Annotated in this window: 21 protein-coding genes; 19 read left to right on the top strand and 2 right to left on the bottom strand. The window is 70.2% G+C overall.

The window, feature by feature from the left end; translation table 11 throughout:
* Positions 1 to 8: 8 nt before the first annotated feature.
* Genes C3Y15_RS00750 through C3Y15_RS00685 form a run of 14 tightly spaced genes read left to right on the top strand, consistent with a single transcriptional unit; the run spans position 9 to position 14,878 of the window.
* Positions 9 to 629, top strand: coding sequence for a hypothetical protein (locus tag C3Y15_RS00750; RefSeq protein ID WP_059493957.1), 621 nt, complete (start codon positions 9 to 11; stop codon positions 627 to 629).
* On the top strand, positions 626 to 2,317 hold the full coding sequence (locus C3Y15_RS00745; RefSeq protein WP_059493772.1) for an AMP-binding protein: 1,692 nt from the start codon (positions 626 to 628) through the stop codon (positions 2,315 to 2,317). The genes C3Y15_RS00750 and C3Y15_RS00745 overlap by 4 nt, the downstream gene beginning before the upstream one ends.
* Complete coding sequence (locus C3Y15_RS00740; RefSeq protein ID WP_059493774.1) at positions 2,314 to 4,020, top strand: glycosyltransferase family 2 protein; 1,707 nt, start codon at positions 2,314 to 2,316, stop codon at positions 4,018 to 4,020. The genes C3Y15_RS00745 and C3Y15_RS00740 overlap by 4 nt, the downstream gene beginning before the upstream one ends.
* Positions 4,007 to 5,617: an aromatic amino acid ammonia-lyase gene (locus C3Y15_RS00735; RefSeq protein WP_059493961.1), complete on the top strand. Its 1,611-nt coding sequence runs from the start codon at positions 4,007 to 4,009 to the stop codon at positions 5,615 to 5,617. Before C3Y15_RS00740 ends, C3Y15_RS00735 begins: the two co-directional genes overlap by 14 nt.
* The gene (locus tag C3Y15_RS00730) at positions 5,614 to 6,042 is read left to right on the top strand and encodes a thioesterase family protein (RefSeq protein ID WP_034192762.1); all 429 of its coding nucleotides are present in this window, start codon (positions 5,614 to 5,616) and stop codon (positions 6,040 to 6,042) included. The genes C3Y15_RS00735 and C3Y15_RS00730 overlap by 4 nt, the downstream gene beginning before the upstream one ends.
* A gap of 26 nt (positions 6,043 to 6,068) precedes the next feature.
* Entirely contained in the window at positions 6,069 to 6,707 is a 639-nt protein-coding gene (locus tag C3Y15_RS00725) for an outer membrane lipoprotein carrier protein LolA (protein ID WP_059457749.1), read from the top strand.
* Positions 6,707 to 9,115, top strand: coding sequence for an MMPL family transporter (locus C3Y15_RS00720; protein ID WP_059493959.1), 2,409 nt, complete (start codon positions 6,707 to 6,709; stop codon positions 9,113 to 9,115). Before C3Y15_RS00725 ends, C3Y15_RS00720 begins: the two co-directional genes overlap by 1 nt.
* Positions 9,112 to 10,299, top strand: a complete 1,188-nt coding sequence (locus C3Y15_RS00715; RefSeq protein WP_059493776.1) for a beta-ketoacyl-[acyl-carrier-protein] synthase family protein — start codon at positions 9,112 to 9,114, stop codon at positions 10,297 to 10,299. The genes C3Y15_RS00720 and C3Y15_RS00715 overlap by 4 nt, the downstream gene beginning before the upstream one ends.
* Position 10,300: 1 nt before the next feature.
* Positions 10,301 to 10,804 (top strand): hotdog family protein, encoded by a 504-nt coding sequence (locus C3Y15_RS00710; protein WP_011880096.1) that lies wholly within the window; start codon positions 10,301 to 10,303, stop codon positions 10,802 to 10,804.
* Positions 10,801 to 11,526: a 3-ketoacyl-ACP reductase FabG2 gene (locus tag C3Y15_RS00705; RefSeq protein WP_046424858.1), complete on the top strand. Its 726-nt coding sequence runs from the start codon at positions 10,801 to 10,803 to the stop codon at positions 11,524 to 11,526. Before C3Y15_RS00710 ends, C3Y15_RS00705 begins: the two co-directional genes overlap by 4 nt.
* On the top strand, positions 11,526 to 12,755 hold the full coding sequence (locus C3Y15_RS00700) for a beta-ketoacyl-ACP synthase (protein ID WP_059493778.1): 1,230 nt from the start codon (positions 11,526 to 11,528) through the stop codon (positions 12,753 to 12,755). Before C3Y15_RS00705 ends, C3Y15_RS00700 begins: the two co-directional genes overlap by 1 nt.
* Complete coding sequence (locus tag C3Y15_RS00695) at positions 12,752 to 13,975, top strand: beta-ketoacyl synthase N-terminal-like domain-containing protein (RefSeq protein WP_059493780.1); 1,224 nt, start codon at positions 12,752 to 12,754, stop codon at positions 13,973 to 13,975. Before C3Y15_RS00700 ends, C3Y15_RS00695 begins: the two co-directional genes overlap by 4 nt.
* A gap of 32 nt (positions 13,976 to 14,007) precedes the next feature.
* Positions 14,008 to 14,433, top strand: a complete 426-nt coding sequence (locus tag C3Y15_RS00690; RefSeq protein ID WP_059493782.1) for a hypothetical protein — start codon at positions 14,008 to 14,010, stop codon at positions 14,431 to 14,433.
* Between the two features lie 10 nt (positions 14,434 to 14,443).
* Complete coding sequence (locus C3Y15_RS00685) at positions 14,444 to 14,878, top strand: excinuclease ABC subunit A (protein WP_034192755.1); 435 nt, start codon at positions 14,444 to 14,446, stop codon at positions 14,876 to 14,878.
* A 46-nt stretch (positions 14,879 to 14,924) separates the two neighbouring features.
* On the opposite strand, the gene C3Y15_RS00680 is transcribed toward C3Y15_RS00685, so the two are convergent.
* Positions 14,925 to 15,644 carry a class I SAM-dependent methyltransferase gene (locus tag C3Y15_RS00680; protein ID WP_034192754.1) on the bottom strand — a complete coding sequence of 240 codons (720 nt, stop codon included), beginning with the start codon at positions 15,642 to 15,644 and terminating at the stop codon, positions 14,925 to 14,927.
* Between the two features lie 109 nt (positions 15,645 to 15,753).
* On the opposite strand from C3Y15_RS00680, the gene C3Y15_RS00675 reads away from it, so the two are divergent.
* On the top strand, positions 15,754 to 17,046 hold the full coding sequence (locus C3Y15_RS00675) for an NAD(P)/FAD-dependent oxidoreductase (protein WP_059493785.1): 1,293 nt from the start codon (positions 15,754 to 15,756) through the stop codon (positions 17,044 to 17,046).
* 109 nt (positions 17,047 to 17,155) lie between these two features.
* On the opposite strand, the gene C3Y15_RS00670 is transcribed toward C3Y15_RS00675, so the two are convergent.
* The gene (locus tag C3Y15_RS00670) at positions 17,156 to 17,635 is read right to left on the bottom strand and encodes a rubrerythrin family protein (RefSeq protein WP_059493787.1); all 480 of its coding nucleotides are present in this window, start codon (positions 17,633 to 17,635) and stop codon (positions 17,156 to 17,158) included.
* Positions 17,636 to 17,854: 219 nt separating this feature from the next.
* Between C3Y15_RS00670 and C3Y15_RS00665 the strand changes: the two genes are divergently transcribed.
* Genes C3Y15_RS00665 through C3Y15_RS00650 form a run of 4 tightly spaced genes read left to right on the top strand, consistent with a single transcriptional unit; the run spans position 17,855 to position 20,849 of the window.
* Entirely contained in the window at positions 17,855 to 18,139 is a 285-nt protein-coding gene (locus C3Y15_RS00665) for a PepSY domain-containing protein (RefSeq protein ID WP_059493789.1), read from the top strand.
* 2 nt (positions 18,140 to 18,141) lie between these two features.
* The gene (locus C3Y15_RS00660) at positions 18,142 to 18,765 is read left to right on the top strand and encodes a cytochrome b/b6 domain-containing protein (protein WP_059493791.1); all 624 of its coding nucleotides are present in this window, start codon (positions 18,142 to 18,144) and stop codon (positions 18,763 to 18,765) included.
* Positions 18,740 to 19,471, top strand: coding sequence for a response regulator transcription factor (locus tag C3Y15_RS00655; RefSeq protein ID WP_059493793.1), 732 nt, complete (start codon positions 18,740 to 18,742; stop codon positions 19,469 to 19,471). The genes C3Y15_RS00660 and C3Y15_RS00655 overlap by 26 nt, the downstream gene beginning before the upstream one ends.
* Positions 19,449 to 20,849 carry an ATP-binding protein gene (locus C3Y15_RS00650; RefSeq protein ID WP_224024583.1) on the top strand — a complete coding sequence of 467 codons (1,401 nt, stop codon included), beginning with the start codon at positions 19,449 to 19,451 and terminating at the stop codon, positions 20,847 to 20,849. The genes C3Y15_RS00655 and C3Y15_RS00650 overlap by 23 nt, the downstream gene beginning before the upstream one ends.
* The last annotated feature ends 5 nt before the right edge of the window (positions 20,850 to 20,854 follow it).

Raw genomic sequence — 20,854 nt, 5'->3', positions numbered from 1 at the left:
TGACGGGCATGCGCGCGAGCACCGGCACGCGCGGTTCGCGGCGGCTGGCCGTCGCGGGCCGGGCGGTGCTGGCGCTCGCCTATCCGCTCGTCATCCTGTTCGCGTGGCAGAGCATGTCGCCGCGTTACGTCGGTTGCCTGCTGGTTGCGCTGCTGTGGCTGCAGCGCACCGTCGGCAACGGGCCGTTCGCGAACGCGCTCAGACGCCTCGCGCTGCTCGACTGGTGCGTCGCCGGCGCATTGACCGCACTGTCGGTTGCGATCGCCGCCACCGACAGCGAGCGGCTTCTTCATCTGTATCCCGCATGCGTGAGCGCCGGCTTGCTGATCGCGTTCGGCGCGACGCTGCGGCACGGTCCGACCATGATCGAAAAATTCGCGCGGCTCACCTATCCGGAGCCGAGCCCTGAAATCGTCCGCTACACGCGCCGCGTGACCCAGGTGTGGTGCGCGTTCTTCGTCGCAAACGGCGGCTTCTCCGTCTACACGGCGCTGTACTGGCGCCCGGCCGCGTGGGCGATCTACAACGGGCTGGTCGCATACGTGCTGATCGGTGCGCTGATCGCCGGCGAGTGGCTGTGGCGCAGGACCTTCATCGCCGCTGCGCGCAAACGGGCAGGTGTCGCATGATCGCGCTGCACGAGATGCTCGCGGCCGAAGCGGACAGCGGCGCGGCTGTCTGTCGCGACGGCGCGCAGGCGCTGACGCTCGGCGACCTGCGCGCCCATGCCGACGCCATTGCGCGGCGCGTGGAGGCGAGCGGCGCGCGGCGCGTGGCGATCAGCACGGACGATCCGTTCGCGTTCGCGTGCGCGCTGTTCGCGGTAGCGGCCGCGCGCGCCGAAGCCGTGATTCCGGCCAGCAATGCGCCCGGTTATCTCGCCGAGCTGGCCCACGCATACGACCTCGTGCTCGATGCGCCCGCGCTGGCCGCGTGCGCGGCGGCCGCGGGCGGCGAGGCCGCACCCGCGGCCCGCACGATCGCCGCCGACGCCGCGGTGACGCTTTACACGTCGGGCAGCAGCGGCAGCGCGAAGCCGGTGCGCAAGTCGCTCGCGCAGTTCGACGCGGAGGTGCGTACGCTGCAGCGCGAATGGGCCGAGCGCGTCGGTGCGGCGGTCACGCTGTCGAGCGTGCCGCATCACCACATCTACGGATTGCTGTTCAGGATCCTGTGGCCGCTCGCGGCCGGCCGCGCATTCGACCGGATGACGGTGCTCGAGCCGTTGCAACTGCAGCAGCGGCTCGCCGCATACGGCGGCGGCATCGTCGTCTCCACGCCGGCGCAACTGGCGCGCTGGCCGGCGCTGCCGGGCTTCCCGATGCAGACGCCTGCGCCTCGCGCGTTCTTCTCGTCGGGCGGCCCGTTGCCGGCCGATGCGGCAGCCGCGTATGCGAACGCGTTCGGCGCGGCGCCGCTCGAAATCTTCGGCAGCACCGAAACGGGCGGCATCGCATGGCGGCGTCAGGACGTTTCGCCCGCATGGCAGCCGTTCGCGGGCATCGGCGTGCGCTGCGACGACGACGGCGCGCTGTGCGTGCGCTCCGCGCATCTCGGCGACGATCGCTGGCACCGCACCGACGACACCGCGCAGTTCGATGCGTCCGGCCGCTTCGTGCTCGCCGGGCGGCGCGATCGCATCGTCAAGCTCGACGGCAAGCGCGTGTCGCTGCCGGAGCTCGAGGCGCGGCTGCTCGCGCACGCCTACGTCGCGCAGGCGGCGGCCGTGGTGGTCGACGGCGCGACGCGCGCGCACGTCGGCGTCGTCGCGGTCTTGTCCGCGGCCGGGCGCGACATGCTGGCCGCCGACGGACGGGTCGCCGTGGCGACCGCGCTGCGGCATGCGCTCGGCGACTATTTCGACGCGGCCGCGCTGCCGCGCTACTGGCGCTTCCTGCACGCGATGCCGTTCGACGCGCGCGGCAAATTGCCGGCCGCCGCGCTCGCGGCCGCCTTCACGGCCACGCCGGAAGGTTACGAACTGCTCGCGTCCTGGCGCAGCGACGACGCGTTGCATTACGAACTGCGCGTGCCGGCCACGCTCGCGCATTTCGACGGGCATTTTCCGGAGCTGCCGATCCTGCCCGGCGTCGTGCAAATCGACTGGGCGGCGCGTCTGGCCGCGCGTGAGCTGCCGGCCGTGCGCGAGCTGCGTTGCGTCGAGCATCTGAAATTCAAGGCGCCGGTGCCGCCCGGCGCGGTGCTGACGCTGCGCATCGCGCACGACGCGGCGCGCGGCCGCGCGCGCTTCGCGTTCCGCCGCGGCGAGCGCGAATGCACGTCGGGCGTGCTCGTCTACGAGGCGGCGGCGCAATGAGCGGCACCTGCATCGTCGTTCCGATCTACAACCATCGCGACGCGATCGGCGGCACGCTGGCGCGGCTCGCCGTGCACGGCCTGCCGATCCTGGTGGTCGACGACGGCAGCGACGCGCCGACGCAACAGGTGCTGACCGCGCTCGCCGCGCGCTACGCAGGCGCGATGACGCTGCTGCGGCTGCCGGCCAACCGCGGCAAGGGCGCGGCCGTGATGGAAGGATTGCGCGCGGCGCGCGCGCGCGGCTATCGGCACGCGATTCAGATCGACGCCGACGGCCAGCACGACGCCGCCGACGTGCCGAAGTTCGTGGCGGCCGCGCAGGCCGAGCCGGACGCGGTGATACTCGGCCGGCCGCGCTTCGACGACAGCGTGCCGAAGGCGCGCCTGTACGGCCGCTATCTGACGCACGCGTGGGTATGGATCGAAACGCTGTCGCTCGACATTCCCGATGCGATGTGCGGCTTTCGGCTCTATCCGGTCGACGCCGTCTGCGAGCTGATCGACGCGGTGCCGCTGCCGACGCGCATGGCGTTCGACAGCGAAATCCTGGTGCGTCTGCACTGGCGCGGGCTCGCGTTCAGGACGATCGAGACGCGCGTGATCTACCCGGCCGACGGCGTCTCGCATTTCGACGTCTGGCGCGACAACGTACGCATCAGCGCGAGCCATACGCGGCTCGTGGCCGGCATGCTCATGCGCGCGCCGCTGCTCGTCGCACGCCGGCTCGTCGGGCGGCGCGGCGCCGCGCCGACGGCGCGCGCACGCGCATGGTGGCGCACGCCGGAGCGCGGCAGCCGCCTCGGCATGGCCTTGCTGGCGCTCAGCTTCCGCTGGTTCGGCAAGCGCTTCACGTCGTGCTGGCTGCATCCGATCGTCGGCTATTTCGTGCTGACGAATCGCACCGCACGCGCGGCATCGCATACCTATATCGCCCGCCTGCGCGATGCCAAGGCCGCGGCCGTGCCGCAGCCCGGATGGCGCAGCGCGTACCGGCACATGCTGGCGTTCGCGCAGGCCGGCTTCGACAAGTTCGTCGCGTGGTCCGGGCGGCTCGACGAACTCGACGTGCGTTTCGACGATTCGTCCGCGTTCGACGCGCTCGCGGCGAGCGGCCGCGGCGCGCTCGTGATCGGCGCGCATCTCGGCAACCTGGAGATGACGCGCGCGCTCGCGCTGCGCGACGCGCACACGAAGGTGACCGCGATCGTCTACACCGAGCATGCGAAGCGCTTCACGGGCGTGCTCGCCGGCGCGAACCGCGACTACGGCAAGCATCTCGTCGAAGTGTCGGACTTCGGGCCGGACACGGCGATGATGATGCAGGCGCGCATCGACGCGGGCGAGCTGCTCGTGATCGTCGGCGATCGCGTGCCGCCGAACGATTCGGGCAAAACGGTCGACGCCCGGTTTCTCGACGCGACGGCCGCGTTCGCGCAGGGCCCGTACGTGCTCGCGCATGCGCTCGGCTGCCCCGTCTATCTGTTCTTCTGCCTGAAGGAGGCGCGCGGCTATCGGCTCTATTTCGAGCCGTTCGCCGAGCGCATCGAGCTGCCGCGCCGCGAGCGCGCCGCGCACGTCGCGGCATGGGCCCAGCGCTATGCCGCACGGCTCGAACACTATTGCCGCAAGGCGCCCTACCAATGGTTCAACTTCTTCGATTTCTGGGCGCGGCCCGATGGAGGTCCGCGTGGCCGAGCATGAGATGAGCGACGTCGCGGCAAGCGCCGCGGCAGCACCGGGCCGGGCGGCCGTCGTGGTCGGCGCACGGCATCTGACGATCGAGGACGTCGTCGCGATCGCGCGCGACGGCGCGCCGCTCGCACTGAACGCGGCGCCTGCCTGGCGCGCGCGGATCGAGCGCGGCGCGGCGTGGCTGCGCGACCATCTCGCGAACGGCGGCACCGTGTACGGCGTCACGACCGGATATGGCGACGCGTGCGTCGTCGACGTGCCGCCGTCGCTCGTCGAAGCGCTGCCCCTGCAGCTGACGCGCTATCACGGCTGCGGAATGGGCGACTGGTTCGACGCGACCCAGACGCTGTCGATCGTCGTCGCGCGCCTGAACTCGCTCGCGTTCGGCTACTCGGGCGTGCGCTTCACGTTGCTCGAACGGCTGGCCGACATGGTGAATCACCGCATCCTGCCGCGCATTCCGTCGGAAGGTTCGGTCGGCGCGAGCGGCGATCTGACGCCGCTGTCGTACGTCGCCGCGGCGCTGGTCGGCGAGCGTAGCGTCGGGTTCGCCGGCGGCGAGTGCGACGCGCGCGACGCGTGGCGCGCGATCGATCGCACGCCGCTCACGCTCGCGCCGAAGGAAGGGCTCGCGCTGATGAACGGCACGGCCGTGATGACGGGCCTCGCGTGTCTCGCGTTTGCGCGCGCCGACCACCTGACGCGCGTGGCGGCGCGTCTGACCGCGTTGACGACCATCGCGCTCGACGGTCGCGCCGGACACTTCGACGCGCGGCTGTTCGACGCGAAGCCGCACGCGGGGCAGGCGGAGGCGGCGGCGTGGATTCGCGCCGACCTGGCCGGGCGCGACGAATTGCCGGGCTGCCGGCTGCAGGACCGCTATTCGGTCCGGTGCGCGCCGCACGTGATCGGCGTCGCACGCGACGCATTGTCGTGGATGCGCCGCGATATCGAGAACGAACTGAACAGCGCGAACGACAACCCGCTGATCGATCCGGACGAAGGCTGCGTGCTGCACGGCGGCAATTTCTATGGCGGGCACATCGCGTTCGCGATGGACGCGCTCAAGACCGCGGTGGCCAATCTGGCGGACCTGATGGACCGCCAGCTCGCGCTGCTGGTCGACGACAAGTTCAGCAACGGCCTGCCGCGCAACCTGAGCGGCGCCGCGCCCGAGCGTGCGGCGATCAACCACGGCTTCAAGGCCGTGCAGATTTCGGCTTCCGCATGGACGGCCGAAGCGCTGAAGCACACGATGCCGGCGAGCGTGTTCTCGCGTTCGACGGAATCGCACAATCAGGACAAGGTCAGCATGGGCACCATCGCCGCACGCGATTGCCTGCGCGTGCTGGCGCTCACCGAGCAGGTCGCCGCCGCGCACGTGCTCGCCGCCGTGCAGGCCGTGCGCTTGCGGCTGCGTGACGATCCGCACGCGCAGCTGACGCCGGCGCTGCGCGCGTTCGTCGACGACGTGGGCCGGCAATCGCCGCTCGTGGTCGAGGACCGGCCGCTCGAAGCGGAGCTGCGTGCGCTGTGCGCACGGCTCGCCGCATGCGAGCCGCTCGGCGCATCGCGCGACGGCATCGGGCAGGAGGAGGCGGCATGAACGAAGCTCGCCCGGCGCTGACCGCGACGGCACGCGTCGAAGTGCTGTTTCACGACGTCGATGCGATGAACGTCTGCTGGCACGGCCACTACCTCAAGTATTTCGAAAGCAGCCGCGCGGCACTGCTGCGCATGATCGACTACGACTATCCGACGATGCTGGCGTCCGGCTACATGTGGCCGGTGGTCGAGGCGCACCTCAAGTACGTGCGTCCGGCCCTGTACGGCCAGCAGCTCGACGTGCGCGCGACGCTGCTCGAATTCGAGAACCGGCTGAAGATCGGTTACGAGATCGTCGACGCCGCGACCGGCGAGCGTTTGACGAAGGGCTACACGGTGCAACTGGCCATCGACGCGACGACGCGCGAACTGCAGTTCGTGTCGCCGCCGGCCTTGATCGAACGGGTGCGTGCGCAATGGGCCTGATGCTGCGCAACGGACGGCTCGTGACGATGTTCGCGGCCGCATGCCTGACGCTGAGCGGCGGCGCGGCCGCGGCCGTGGCCGCGCCGGCGTCGGGCGCGGCGGCGCAATCCGCGAATGCCGCGCTCGTGTCGAACATCGCCGCGCGGCTTGCGCGGGTCGGCGCGATCCGCGCGGAGTTTCGGCAGACCCAGACGCTGTCGGCGATGAAGCAGCCGCTCGTCAGCACCGGCTCGATGTTGTTCGATCGCCGGGCCGGCGTCGTGTGGCGCATCGAGACGCCGTACCGGGCGACTTACGTGATCACCGACGGCGGCGTGCGCGAGGTCGGCGCGGACGGACGCCTCGTCGCAGCCGGCGGCGGCGGCCGCGGCGTCGCGCAGGTGTCGCGGATGATGCGCGACATGCTCGGCGGCGACCTGTCCGCGCTGTATGCGCAGTTCGACGTCGAAGCGAGCGGCACGCCCGAACGATGGCGGATGGTGTTGCGGCCGAACCAGCCGCAGCTCGCGCAGGCGGTGCGCGTGCTCGAAATGAGCGGCGGCGCGTATCTGGGCCGGCTCGACATGACCTTCGCGAACGGCAACGCGAGCGCGCTGGAGTTTGCTCGGCCGACGCCGGTCGACGCACCGGCGCCGGCCGAGCGCGCATGGCTGGAGGCGCGCTGATGAGCACGGCGCGCGACGTGAGCGGCGGCGCACCTGCACGCGCGCGACGGCGCATGCTGTGCGGCGCGTGGCTGCTCGTCACGCTGGCTGCCGCGGCGATCATCCTGTGGCGCTTCAGCGGGCCGTCGCCGCTGCAGACGAACCTGCTCGCGCTGCTGCCGGCGACCGAGGCGAACCCGGTCGCGGAACGCGCGGTCGACCTGCTCGGCGACGCGCTCGGCAACCGCACCGTGTTCCTCGTCAGCGACCGCGACGCGGCCCGCGCGAAGGCCGCCGCGAAACGCTTCGGCGCGCGGCTCGCCGCGAGCGGCGCGTTTCGTTCGGTGACCGTCGAGGTGCCGCCGTTCGACCTGTCGCAGATCGCGGCCACCTACATGCCCGCGCGCTTCGGCTTGCTGACCGATGCCGATCGCAAGTCGCTGGAGCGCGGCGACCCCGCGCTCGGCGAGCAACTGGCCCGGCGCCTCTATGCGCCGCCGGCCGACGGCCTGCAGACGCCCGTGGCCGACGATCCGTTCGGCTGGCTGCAGCACTGGCTCGGCGCGCTGCCGCTGGCGGCGTCGGATCTGTCGATGGAAGACGGCATGCTGGTGTCGCATCGCGACGGCGCGACCGGCGTGCTGGTGATGACCGCGCTGCCGGGGTCGGCCTATGAATCGACGGTGCAGCACGCGGTACGCGTCGCGACGGACGCTGCGCAACGTGCGCTCGCGGCCGACTTCGCCGGCGTCCGCGTCGACCGCGCCGGCGCCGTGTTCTACGCGCAAGCGGCGCGCGCCAGCGCCGAGCGCGACGTGCACGTGATCGGCGCGGTATCGCTGGCCGGCATCGCGCTGCTGCTGATGAGCGTGTTCCGTTCGCCGCGCCTGCTGGTGCTCGCGTTCGCGTCGACCGCGTTCGGCATCGTCTGCGCGCTCGCGGCGACGCTGCTCGTGTTCGGCAAGCTGCACCTGCTGACGCTGGTGTTCGGCGTGAGCCTGATCGGCGAGGCCGTCGATTATTCGATCCAGTATTTCGTCGCGTATCTGTCGGCGGGGCCGCAATGGGATGCGCGCCGCGGCGCGGCGGCGGTGCGGCCGGCGCTCGCGGTCGCGCTCGCGACCAGTCTGCTCGGCTATGCGATCCTGATGTGGGTGCCGTTCCCGGCGCTCAAGCAGATCGCGTGCTTCGCGATCGTCGGCATCGCCTGCGCATTCGCCGCGGTGACCGGCTTCCTGCCGCTGATGCTGACACGGCCGCCGCGGCGCGTGCCGGCGCGCGTGTTCGCGAACGCGGCCCGCTTGCTGCGCGGCTGGCAGTCGCTGCTGGCCGGCCGGCGCGCGGTGGCCGTCGCCGTGCTGGTGGCGCTGGTCGCCATCCCGGGCTGGGCGCTGCTGAACAGCGACGACGACGTTCATCTGCTGATTCAGCGCGACGCGGATCTCGCGCGGCAGGAAAGCAGCATTCGCGCGGCGGTCGGCCTCGCGAACACCGCCCAGTTCTTCGTCGTTCAGGGCGCGTCCGACGAACAGGTGCTCGAGCGCTCGGAGGCGCTGATCGGCGCGCTCGATGCGCAGCGGCTCGGCCGCGTGCAGTCGATCGCGACGTTCGTGCCGTCGGCGCAGCGGCAGGCGCGCGACCGTGCGGTGCTCGCCGCGCAGGTATTCGCCGACAGGGCCGCGTTGCGCGCGACGCTCGCGCACGCGGGCTTTCGCGACGAGGTCGCCGACGCGTGGCTGCGCGCGTTCTCCGCCGACGCCGCGGCGACGCTGTCGGTCGACAGCTGGCTCGCGGCGCGCTGGTCGGCGCCGTTCCGGCATCTGTGGCTCGGTCGAATCGACGGCGGCGCCGGCCCGGTCAGCGCGGCGCTCGCGATTCCCGAGCGCGTCGATGCGGCGAACGTCGCGACGTTCGCGGCCGTCGCGCGCACGTTGCCGGGCGTGTCGTGGGTCGACAAGGCCGCGAGCGTATCGAGCCTGTTCGGCGCGTATCGCGTCGACAGCGGCCTCTGGCTGGCCGGTGCGCTCGTCGTGGTCGGCGCGCTGCTGATGTGGCGCTACGGCGCACGCGGCGGCATCGCGACGACGTTGCCGGTCGTGTTCGCGATTGCGTTGACGCTCGCCGCGTTCGGCTATGCGCGCGTGCCGCTCACGCTGTTCAACTGGCTCGCGCTGATGCTGGTGCTCGGCGTGGGCGCGAACTATGCGGTATTCCTGCGCGAAGGCTGCATGCGCGACGCGGCCGGCCTGGGCGCCGTATGGACCGGCGTGCTGCTGTCGGCGGCCACGACGCTGCTGTCGTTCGGCATGCTCGGCGCGAGCGCGATGCCCGCGCTGCGCAGCTTCGGCACGACGCTCGCGCTGGGCATCGTCTTTTCGGTGCTGTTCGCACCGCTCGCCACGCCATCCGGCCAGGAGCGCCGCGCATGAATTCGACTCGAACGGCCGTCTACCTGTCGGCGCCCGGCATGATCAACGCGCTCGGCGCCACGACCGACGCGATCGTCGACGCCCTGGGCCGCGGAGTCGCGCCCGGAATGGCGCCGCGCGCCGACGCGCCGGCCGGCGGCTGGGTCGGGCGCGTGACCGCAGCGCTCGAGTGCGCGCCGCCGGCCGCGCTCGCGCACTTCGACTGCCGGAACAATCGGCTGTTGCTCGCGGCGCTGGCGCAGATTCGGCCGCTGGTCGACGCGGCGCTCGCGCGTTACGGCCCACGCCGGATCGGCGTCGTGATCGGCACCAGCACGTCCGGCGTCGACGCGGCGGAACACGCGCTCGCACGACGCGCCGCGGCCGGCGCGATGCCCGCCGGCTTCGATTACCGGCAGATGGAGATCGGCACGGCCGCGCCGTTCGTGCGCGCGGCGCTCGGCGTGGCCGGGCCGGCGTACACGCTGTCGACGGCCTGCACGTCGAGCGCGAAGGCATTTGCGGCCGCGCGCCGCCTGCTGCAGCTGAAGATCTGCGACGCAGCGATCGTCGGCGGCGCCGATTCGCTGTGCGAGCTGACGCTGCAGGGCTTCGCGTCGCTGGAATCGGTCAGCCCCGGTCGCACCAATCCGATGAGCCGCAACCGCAACGGCATCAACATCGGCGAAGGCGCCGCGCTGTTCGTGATGAGCCGCGACGAAGCGGCGGTCCGGCTGGCCGGCGTCGGCGAGTCGAGCGATGCGCACCACATCTCGGCGCCCGACCCGGCCGGCCACGGCGCGGAGGACGCGTTGCGCGCGGCGCTCGCGGACGCCGGCGTGGCGGCGTCCGCGATCGGTTACGTGAACCTGCACGCGACAGCGACGCGCCTGAACGACGAAATGGAAGCCAACGTCACCGCCCGGGTGTTTCCGCACGGCGTGCCGGCGAGCGGCACCAAGCCGCTGACGGGCCACATGCTCGGTGCGGCGGGCGCGACCGAGCTCGGCTTCGGCTGGCTGACGCTGGCGCGCCGGATCGCGCTGCCGGCCCACGTGTGGGACGGCGAGCACGACCCGGCGCTGCCGGCGCTCGACCTCGTGCGCGACGAGCGGCGGCTGGCCGGCGACGCAGCGGGACGCTACGTGATGAGCAATTCGTTTGCATTCGGCGGCAGCAATGCCAGCCTGATTCTGGGGGCCTGACATGGATGCCGGACCATTGACCGATGCGCTGCACGCGGGCGCGGACATCGCGGTCTGCGACGTACCGGAGGTGTTGCCGCATCGCGGCACGATGCTGTTGCTCGATGCGATCGAGCGCTGCTCGGAAACCGGCATCGAGGTGCGCGCGACCGTGCGCCGCGATGCATGGTATGCGGACGGCAACGGCGCGATGCCGGCATGGATCGGCATCGAGCTGATGGCGCAGGCGATCGCTGCGCACGTCGGCCTGCTCGCCGCCCATGCGGGCGGCCGCGCGAAGCCCGGCGTGCTGCTCGGCGCGAACCGCTATGTCGCGCATCGCCCGGCGTTCGGCGCGGATACGGTGCTGCGCATCGTCGCGCGCGAACTGCTGCGCGGCGACGAAGGGCACGGCGCGTACGACTGCGCGATCCATGCCGACGGCGGCTGTTACGCGGAAGCGGTCGTCAAGGTGTACCAACCGCAGGACTTTCAATCTTTCATCGAAGGGAGCTTCAATTCATGACTCGGCGAGTTCTCGTGACAGGCGCGAGCCGCGGCATCGGCCGCGCCGTGGCAATGCGCGTGGCGTCCGACGGTTTCGCCGTGACGGTTCATTGCCGCAGCGGGCGCGCGGATGCGGAGGCCGTCGCCGAGACGATTCGCGCGCAGGGCGGCACGGCGAGCGTGCTGCAGTTCGACGTGCGCGATCGCGCGGAATGCCGGCGCGTGCTGGAAGCCGACGTCGCCGCGAACGGCGCGTACTACGGCATCGTCTGCAACGCGGGCGTGACGCGCGACGGGGCGTTTCCCGCGCTGTCCGAAGAGGACTGGGACATCGTGATCGAAACCGGCCTCGACGGGTTCTACAACGTCGTTCATCCGCTGACCATGCCGATGGTGCGCCTGCGCGGCGGCGGGCGCATCGTGACGATCGCGTCCGTGTCGGGCGTGATGGGCAATCGCGGCCAGGTCAATTACAGCGCCGCGAAGGCCGGCCTGATCGGCGCGACCAAGGCGCTGGCCGTCGAGCTGGCATCGCGCAGGATCACGGTCAACTGCGTCGCGCCCGGGCTGGTGGATACCGGCATGCTGGGCGAGGTGCCGCTCGAGCACGCCCTGAAGACGGTGCCGATGGGCCGCGTCGGTCAGCCCGACGAAGTCGCGGCGGTGGTGGGCTTCCTGATGTCGGATGCGGCGAGCTACGTCACCCGGCAAGTGATCGGCGTCAACGGCGGGATGGTGTGATGAAGCGAGTGGTCGTGACGGGGATGGGCGGCGTGACCGCCTTCGGCCAGCACTGGCACGAGATCGACGCGCGCCTGCGCGAGCGGCGCAACGCGGTGCGGCGCATGCCGGAATGGGATTGCTACGAAGCGCTGCATACGCGGCTCGCGTGTCCGTTGCCGGCGTTCGAAGTGCCGAAGTCCTATCCGCGCAAGAAGACGCGCTCGATGGGGCCGGTGTCGATGTATGCGGTGCGCGCGAGCGAACTGGCGCTGGCGGACGCGCGGCTGACCGACGATCCGGCGATCCGCGACGGCCGGATGGGCGTCGCGTACGGGTCGTCGTCGGGCTCGGTCGAGCCGATCCGCGCGTTCGGCACGATGATCGAAACGGGCTCGATGCGCGACGTCACGTCGAACAGCTACGTGCAGATGATGCCGCATACGACCGCGGTCAACGTCAGCCTGTTCTGGGATCTGAAAGGGCGCATCGTGCCGACCTCGTCCGCGTGCGCGTCGGGCAGCCAGGCGATCGGCTACGCGTACGAAGCGATCGCGACGGGCAAGCAGGCGCTGATGCTCGCGGGCGGCGCGGAAGAACTGTCGGGCCCCGCGGTGGCGGTGTTCGATACGCTGTACGCGACCAGCACGCGCAACGAGACGCCCGACCTGACGCCGCGCCCGTTCGATGCGGCTCGCGACGGCCTGGTGGTCGGCGAAGGCGCGGCGACGCTGGTGCTCGAGGAATACGAGCACGCGAAGGCGCGCGGCGCGACGATCCACGCCGAGATCGTCGGGTTCGGCTGCAATTCCGACGGCGCGCACATCACGCAGCCGACCGCCGACACGATGGCGATCGCGATGCGGCTCGCACTCGGCGATGCAGGGCTCGACGCCGGCGCGATCGGCTACGTCAACGCGCACGGCACGTCGACCGACCGGGGCGACGTGGCCGAGAGCCACGCGACGGCCTCGGTGTTCGGCGAGCGCATGCCGATCAGTTCGCTGAAGAGCTATGTCGGCCACACGCTCGGCGCATGCGGCGCGCTCGAGGCGTGGTGGACGATCGAGATGATGAAGCGCAACTGGTATGTGCCCACGCTCAATCTCGAGACGGTCGACCCGGCCTGCGCGTCGCTCGACTACATCGTCGGCGACGCTCGCCCGATCGATGCGGAATTCGTGATGAGCAACAACTTCGCGTTCGGCGGGATCAACACGTCGTTGATCTTCCGGCGGATGGCGCCGTGACGACGCGCGTCGTCGTCACGGGGCTCGGCATCGTGTCGTGCCTCGGCAATTCGCTCGATGCGGTGTCGGCCGCGCTGCGCGCCGGCCGCTCGGGCGTGACGCGCGTGCCGGCGTGGCGCGATCGCGGCTTTCGCAGCCAGGTCGCGGGCGTGGCGTCCGTCGCCGCGGCGGCGCGCTTCGCGCGCAAGCACGAACGCTTCATGGGCGACACGGCGCGCTTTGCCGCGCATGCGGCCGCGGCCGCGCTGGACGATGCGGGCCTCGACCCGGCCGCGCTGCGCTCGCCGCGCGTCGGCGCGATCGTCGGCTCCGGCATCGGATCGATCGCCGATTACGACGACGCGATGGCCGTCGCGCAGCAGCGCGGCATCGACCGGACGCCGCCCTACGTCGTGCCGAGGGCGATGAGCAGCACGGCGTCGGCATGCGTGGCGCAGCTGTACGGCATCGAGGGCGTGTCGTACTCGCCGTCGTCCGCGTGCACGAGCGGCGCGCTCGCGATCGGCCACGCGATGCAATTGATCCGCCACGGCTGCCAGGACGTCGTGCTGGCCGGCGGCAGCGACGCGCTGCACGACAACATGACGTTGATGTTCGACGCGATGGGCGTGCTGTCGAGCGGTTTCAACGACACGCCGGACAGCGCGTCGCGCCCGTATGCGCTCGACCGCGACGGCTTCGTGATCGCGTCGGGCGCGGGCCTGCTCGTGCTCGAATCGCTCGACCATGCGCGCTCGCGCGGCGCGCGGATTTACGCGGAGGTGAGCGGGTTCGGGCAATGCACGGACAACGCCGGCATGGCGACGCCGCATGCGCGCGGCATCGCCCGCGCGATGCGCGATGCGGTCGAAGCCGGCGGCGGACGGCGCCCGGACTACGTCAATACGCACGCGCCGTCGACCCAGCCCGGCGACGTCGAGGAGCTGCAGGCGCTGCGCGACGTGTTCGGCGCCGACGTCCCGGCGTTCTCGTCGACGAAAGGAATGACGGGCCATCCGCTCGGCGCGAGCGGCGCACATGAAGCGATCTACACGATGCTGATGATGCGCGACGGTTTCGTCGCGGGAACGGCCGTCGCCGGCCAACCCGATCCCGCCATCGCCGGCATGCCGCTCGTGCGCGACGCGCGCGACGCGACGATCGGCCGCGCGCTGTCGGTTTCGTTCGGCTTCGGCGGCAGTTGTACGAGTGTGTTGTTGGACGCCTGGAAGGGCGATTGATCTGAACCTGATGAGCTGAGAGGGCGATAACCATGAAACAAGCAGGACTTCTGGCCGGCATGCTGGCCGCGGCCGCGTTGCTGACGGGGTGCGGCACGGTGGTGCGTTCGCTGCCTTTGCCGGCAGCGGCGACGGCGGCGGACAGCAGCGGCGTCGCGGTCTACTTCGGTGCGCAGCTGCATCCGGACGTGAAGGCCGTCATCGGCCCGCATTCGGCGTCCGTGCGCGTGCAGCGCGGCACGCTGAACGAGCAGCCGACCTGCGAGCTGGCGCTCGCCGAGGCATTGAACCGCCTTCGCACCTATGCGAAGAATCATGGCGGCGATGCGGTCATCAACGTGACGACGCGCTTTCACGAGAACCAGTCGAATTCGACCACCGGCTATACGTGCGGCGTGAGCCCCAGCGCGGGCGCGATCGCCGTGTCGGGCGATGTCGTGAAACTGAACGTCCGATAACGGAGTACCGATGAAACATCGCATCGCACTGGCGTTGCTCGCCGCGTCGTTTGCTGCCCCGGCCGCCTACGCGCGCGACACGATCGACACCTACCCGATCGACAGCGCACTGACGAGCGAGCCGGGCAAGGTCGACGACAGCGTCGCGCTGTATTTCGGCGATCGGCCGCATCCGCGCGTGCTCAAGTCGTACGGGACGTTCGCGACCAACAAGAAGACCAACGCGTTCGGCAAGAGCGACGAGGCCGCGTGCCAGCACGTGTTCCTGTCGGCCGTGATCGAGCTTCAGGCGCGTGCCAAGCAGGAAGGCGGCAATGCCGTGATCGGCATCAACAGCAACTATCGGAACGTGTTGCACTCGAGCACGAGCGCGTACACCTGCGGCGCCGGCGCATTCGTGGCCGGCGTGGCGCTGACGGGCGAAGTCGTGACGTTGAAGCGGTAGGGCGCGCCGATCCGCAACGGGCCGCCGCGAGGCGGCCTCGTCGGGCTCAGGCAGGCTTGCGTGCGGCGACGTTGACGAGCGTCTCGCGACGCTTGCCGGGCTTCGGCGTGTACAGGCCGATGCGCTCGAGCAGGCCGAAGTCTTTCGCGCGGCTCCACCACAGGTACGGGAACGATACGTTGCGGGCGTCGAACGCGAAGCCGGCATCGCGCAGCATCGCGAGGTAGCCGTCGGCGCTTTTCTGAACCTGCATCGGATGGCGGAACAGCAGCCGGATCACCCACGACTTGATGTACGCGTCGGTCGATTCGGCGAACAGCAGCACGCCGCCCGGTTTCAGGACGCGGCGAAACTCGGCCAGTGCCTCGTCCTGATGAACGAGGTGGTGAAAGGTCTGGTGGCAGAACACGACGTCGACGCTCGAATCGGCCAGTGGAATCTGCGTGCAGTCGGCCCGATGCAGCTCGACCGGCGTGGCGCAGCGGCCGGCTTGTTGCGTCGCTTGCGCGAGCGATTCGTCGTGGCAGTCGACGCCGATGATCTTGCCGGGCGCGAACGCCTCGCTCAGCAGCCGGAACGACTTGCCCTGGCCGCAGCCCGCATCGAGGAGCACCGGCGCGGCCGGCAGCGGCGCGGCGAGGAGCCGCTTCAGGTCGGCGATCGCCACCCTGAGCACGTGATGCTCCCAGGTGTGCGTGCGCAGAAACCAGACGCCGAAGCGGGTTTCGGGAACATAGGCGGGAGCGTGCGTGCGGTGGGACGTCATGGGCCTTGGTCGGAATCCGGGATTTGTTTGGCGCCCATTGTAGTTTGCAACGCCATGTTGCGGCGTGAGAAACGTAAGATACCCAATCAATCGAAATGAACGGGCAAGCATGAACGAAATGAAATCGAATTCGGTCGACGTCGCCATCATCGGCGCCGGGCCGTCCGGCGCCGTCGCCGCCGCGCTGCTGCGCAACGCGGGCCGCTCGGTGCTCGTGCTCGAGCGCCAGCATTTTCCGCGTTTCTCGATCGGCGAGAGCCTGTTGCCGCAGAGCATGCGGTATCTCGAAGAGGCCGGCATGCTGCAGGCCGTCGTCGAGGCCGGCTTCCAGTTCAAGAACGGCGCGTATTTCGTTCATCGCGACCGGATGTCGTCGTTCGATTTCCGCGACAAGTTCTCCGACGGCTGGGGCACGGCCTATCAGGTCGAACGCGCCGCCTTCGACGATCTGCTGATCCGCTGCGCGGAGAAGCAGGGCGCGCAGGTGCGATTCGGTCATACCGTGCGTGCGTTTCACGCCGGCGCTACGCCGCGGCTCGACGTGGTCGACGAGGCCGGCCACGAATATTCCGTTCAAGCGTCGTTCGTGCTCGACGCGAGCGGCTTCGGCCGCGTGCTGCCGCGGCTGCTGGGGCTCGAAGCGCCCACCGGCCTGCCGACGCGGGCCGCGATCTTCTCGCATGTCGAAGATCGTTTGCCGGCCGGCTCCACCGATCGCGACAAGATCTGCATCGCCGTGCATCCCGAGCGGCGCGACGTCTGGTACTGGATGATTCCGCTGACCAACGGGCGCTCGTCGGTCGGCTGCGTGGCCGATGCGGCGTTCCTCGACGTGCCCGAAGCGGAGCAGGAAGCGCTGCTGCGCGAATTGCTGCAGACCGAGCCGACCCTGGCGCGGCTGGTCGGCAGCAAGCCGTTCGTGATGCCGGTGCGCCGCATCTGCGGCTATGCGTCGAACGTCGAGTCGCTGCACGGCCACGGCTATGCGCTGCTCGGCAACGCGGGCGAGTTTCTCGATCCGATCTTCTCGTCGGGCGTGACGATCGCGCTGCGCTCGGCCCATCTGGCGGTCGCCACGCTGGAGCGGCAGCTGCGCGGCGAGACGGTCGACTGGGCACGCGATTACGACGTCGCGCTGCGCAAGGGCATCGACACGTTCCGCGCGTTCGTCGAGCGCTGGTACTCGGGCGCGCTGCAGGACATCGTGTTCCACGAAGACAAGGCATCCGACGTGAAGCGCATGGTCTGCTCGATCCTGGCCGGGTACGCGTGGGACGAGACCAATCCGTTCGTTCGGGAACCGTCGCGCGGGCTCGATATCCTCGCGCAATTGTGTTGCCCGACGGGGGCGTCCGGCAACGCCGCTCAAGCGGCGACGCCGGACGGGGCGCGACGCCGTTGAATCCGAAGGCGTTCCTGCTCGCACAAGCACGGCGTTTCCGCTCCCCGAAGCGTCGCAATCTTCCGGCGAGGAGCAGGACGCAAAGCGGACCGGCGTGAATGCGCGTGCGTTACTTGCTGGTCGTCCGCAGTTTCTCGCTCGCCGCGCGGAACGCGGCGTAGTGATCGCCCTCGTCGGCGGCGATCTGCCGGAACATCGCCGCCACTTTCTTGTCGCCGGCCGCGTCGGCCTGCTCCGCGAACTTGACGTACATCTTGGTGTTCTCGTAGTGCTCGCCGGCCATGCCGTCGGCGAGGTTGGCCTCGTCGGACTTCGCCAGATTCAGCGCTTCCGCCTCGCGTGCGAAGTGCTCGTTGGCCTCCACGTTCGCGCTCTCGTCGAACAGCTTCGCGATCTCCGGGTGGCCGCTCTTGCGCGCGTGCTCGGCGTAGGCGAGGTACTTCAGGTGCGCGTAGGCCTCGCCGTGCATCGCGGCCTCGAGGTTCTGCTTCGTCTGGTCTTTCAACGGACCGTCGGCGAACGCGGGAGCCGCGACGAACGAAAGCGCCGCCAGCGCGGCGACGGGCATCTGTTGCTTGAAGCGTTTCATGATCGGTATCCTTTTCGGGAACGTCGCCGACCGTGGCGACACCGACCATGTTGTCGTGCAGGATTGACAATGTCCTGACGTGCGCCGCGACGTGCAACGTCCATCGAGGCATGACGACGCGCATCGGCGCGGGTTTGTCAGGACATGGTCAGAAGGCGTCTCTAAGCTTGGCGATGAGCGCGTCTTGCGCTCGCCGTTTCAGGCTAGAGGAGCCGCAACATGAATCGCAACCGCATCGGCAGCATCGTCGCTATCATCCTGCTGGGCAGCATCGCCGGCCACGCCGTCGCCAGCCCGACCTGCACGCGTCAGCCCGAATCGCAATGGCTGAGCGAGACGGAGATGCAGAAGAAGATCGGTCAGATGGGCTACAAGGAAATCAAGGTGTTCAAGAAAACCACGTCCGGTTGCTACGAGATCTACGGTCGCACGGCCGACGGCCGCAAGGCCGAGGTCTATTTCAATCCGGTGACGGGCGCGGTCGTCGAAAGCAACGTGGACTAGCCATGCTGCCGCTGCATCGTCACGACACGCAGATCACTCCCTCCGCCGCCGGACATGACGCGAACGCGCGGTCGATCCCGGTGTGGGACCTCGTCGTGCGCATCTTTCACTGGAGCGTCGTGGCCGGCGTGCTCGCGAACTACGTGTTTCTCGAAGCCGGCAAGGCGCCGCACCGTTACGTCGGTTACGCGGTGGCCGGCGCGCTCGCCGTGCGCGTCGTATGGGGCTTCGTCGGCAGCGCGCACGCGCGCTTCGCGGACTTCGTCACGACGCCGCGCGCGGCGGCGATGCACATCGCGAGCGCCGCAGCCGGGCGCGACCGCCGCTATGTCGGCCACAACCCGGCGGGTGGCCTCATGATGCTCGCGCTGATGGCGCTGCTCGCCGCCGTCTGCATCACGGGATGGATGCAGGGCCTCGACCGCTTCTGGGGCGAGCAATGGCTGCAGACCACGCATGCGTTGCTCGTCGACGCCGTGCTGGTCATGGCGGCGCTGCACGTGACGGCCGCGCTAGTGGAGAGCCGCCGACATCGCGAGAACCTCGTGCTTGCGATGGTGACCGGGCGCAAACGGGCAGCATCTGAAACGGACGTCGATCATGCGGCTGCTGCTCATCGAAGATAACGCCAGGCTCGCGTCGCTGCTTGCCGACGGGCTGGCGAAGGAAGGCTTCGCGGTGGACTGGTGCGCGACGCTCGATCTCGCGACGCGCGCGTTCGCGTCGAATCCCTACGACCTGGTGCTGCTCGATCTCGGCATGCCGGACGGCAACGGCGTGACCTTCGTGAAGGCGCTGCGCCGCGGCGGCCATACGGTGCCGGTGCTGATCGTCACGGCGCGCAGCAGTCTGGACGACCGCGTGATCGGGCTCGATTCGGGCGGCGACGACTATCTGGTCAAGCCGTTCGAGCTGCGCGAGCTGGCGGCGCGGTGTCGCGCGCTGCTGCGCCGGCCGGGCGCGTGCCTCGGCACCACGCTCGCGGTGGCCAATCTCGAACTCGATACGGCGGGGCGGGAAGTGCGCGTCGCGGGGCGCGTCGTGCCCGTGCCGCCGCGCGAGCTCGGGCTGCTCGAATGCCTGATGCGGCGGGTGGGGCACGTCGTCACGAAAGGCGCGCTCGAGGATTCGCTGTACGCGCTCGAAGCGGAGGTCACGCCGAACGCGCTGGAGGCGGTGGTGTCGCGGCTTCGGCGCCGGCTCGCCGCGGCGCACGCGCAGGTCGCGCTGCACACCGCGCACGGGATCGGCTACATGCTGACCGGCACATCGGCGTCCGCGTCGGACGGCGACGGCGACGGCGACGGCGATGAAGCGCAGCGCAATGGTTGACGGCGCGGGCACGCGGGTGCGGCGACGCCGCACGCTGTTCTTCACGATCTCCGTGCGGCTGGCCGTCGTCGGTTGCATCTTCATGCTGGTGCAGTTGCTCGCCGTCATGTGGATGTACGTACGCAACCCCAACGAGCTCGATCAGTTGCTGATCTCGGCCGAGGCGACCCGCATCGCGCGGGCCATCGCCGCCGACGGCGCGGATGCCGGCCTCGCGCGTTCCGCGGATCTCGCGCAGCCGCTCGCGCCCGACACGCGCCGCGCGTTCGTCGTTCACGAGAAGGGCGGCGCGATCGTCGCGCGACATGACGACGGCGAGGTGCGGATCGAACAGGAGGCGCCCATGTCGTTCCTGGTGATCCGCACGCAGCGCGAAACCTGGGGCGACCGCTTTCTGCTCACCGGCACGCGGCGCGTGACGGTGGCCGACCGCCCGTACTGGGTGACCGTCGCGATCGCCGGCCGCGGCTTCAAGCCGTTCGTTCCGGTGATCTTCGACGAGATCCGCTTCCATGTCCTGCTTCCGCTCGCGCTGCTGTCGGGCTTGCTGCTGCTGTTCAACTTCAGCGTGGTGCGCAGCACGCTGAAGCCGCTCGATGAAACGATCGCCGCGGTGGATCGCATCGATCCGGCGCAGATCGCCACGCGCATAACCGATGCGACGCCGCTGTGGGAGGTGCAGGCGCTGGTCGGATCGGTGAACCGCATGCTCGACCGGCTGCAGCGGTCGGTGGAAACGCTGCGCGAATTCGCGGGCGACGCGGCGCACGAGTTGCGCACGCCGCTGGCGATCCTGATGCTCGGCATCGGAAGCCTGCCCGACGGAGAGACGAAGACGAAGCTCGCGCGCGACGCGCAGCGCATGAAGCGGCTGGTGGACCAGATGCTCGACATGGCGCAGGCGAGCACGGTCGAAATCGCCGCGGACGATCGTGTCGACCTCGGCGCGCTGGCGCGCGACGTCTCCACCGACCTGTTGCCGCTCGCGGTGGCGCGCGGCCGGTCGATCACGTTCGTCGACGCAGGCGGCGCGACGATTCGCGGCCACCCGGAAGCGCTCGGCCGGGCGCTGCGCAACGTGATCGAGAACGCGCTCGAGCATACGCCGAGGGGCACGACGGTCGAGGTGGTGAGCGGGCCGGGCAGGTGTTGCTCGGTCCGCGACCACGGCCCGGGCGTTCCGGCGCGCGAGCGCGCGAGAATATTCGACCGCTTTTATCGGGTCGACCGGAGTCGCAACGCGGGCGCGGGGCTCGGCCTCGCGATCGTCGCGACGATCATGGAGGCGCACGGCGGCTGGATCGAAGTCGACGATGCGGCTGACGGCGGCGCGTTGATGCGTCTGCGGTTCCAGGTCGGCCATGCGGGCGCGGCGTAGCGGGG

It is taken from the genome of Burkholderia sp. B10, from assembly GCF_004368385.1.
In the GTDB taxonomy this organism is placed as follows: domain Bacteria; phylum Pseudomonadota; class Gammaproteobacteria; order Burkholderiales; family Burkholderiaceae; genus Burkholderia; species Burkholderia vietnamiensis.
The sequence above is the reverse complement of the archived record's forward strand: the minus strand, read 5'-3'. Positions and strand labels throughout refer to the sequence as shown.